Annotated in this window: 1 pseudogene; it reads right to left on the minus strand. The window is 73.4% G+C overall.

The annotated features are described in order from the left end of the window. Positions 1 to 200: pseudogene (locus UUA_RS18445) on the minus strand (secretion protein HlyD); the annotation flags it as partial. Between the last annotated feature and the right edge of the window lie 71 nt (positions 201 to 271).

Genomic DNA, 271 nt, shown 5'->3' on the forward strand with positions numbered 1-271 from the left:
CCGCCTTCGATGTCGACCCTGCCGCGCGCGACGGCGACGTAGGCGGCCGCGGGCTTGGCGCCGGTGTCGGTGTCGGCCGGTGCCGGGCCCGAGGGCGAGCAGGCCGGCAGCAGCGACGCGATGGCCAGCGCGAGGCCGCCACGGCGGAGCAGGCGCGCAGCGTGCGTACGCCATGACGGGTGGAAGGCGGGCAGCTTCATGCGGGGTTTTCCTTGCTGTCGATGTCCGCGGCGTGGTTGCGCCGGTCACTGAGTATGCGGCCATCCTCCAT

The organism is Rhodanobacter thiooxydans LCS2 (genome assembly GCF_000264375.1).
Taxonomy (GTDB): domain Bacteria; phylum Pseudomonadota; class Gammaproteobacteria; order Xanthomonadales; family Rhodanobacteraceae; genus Rhodanobacter; species Rhodanobacter thiooxydans.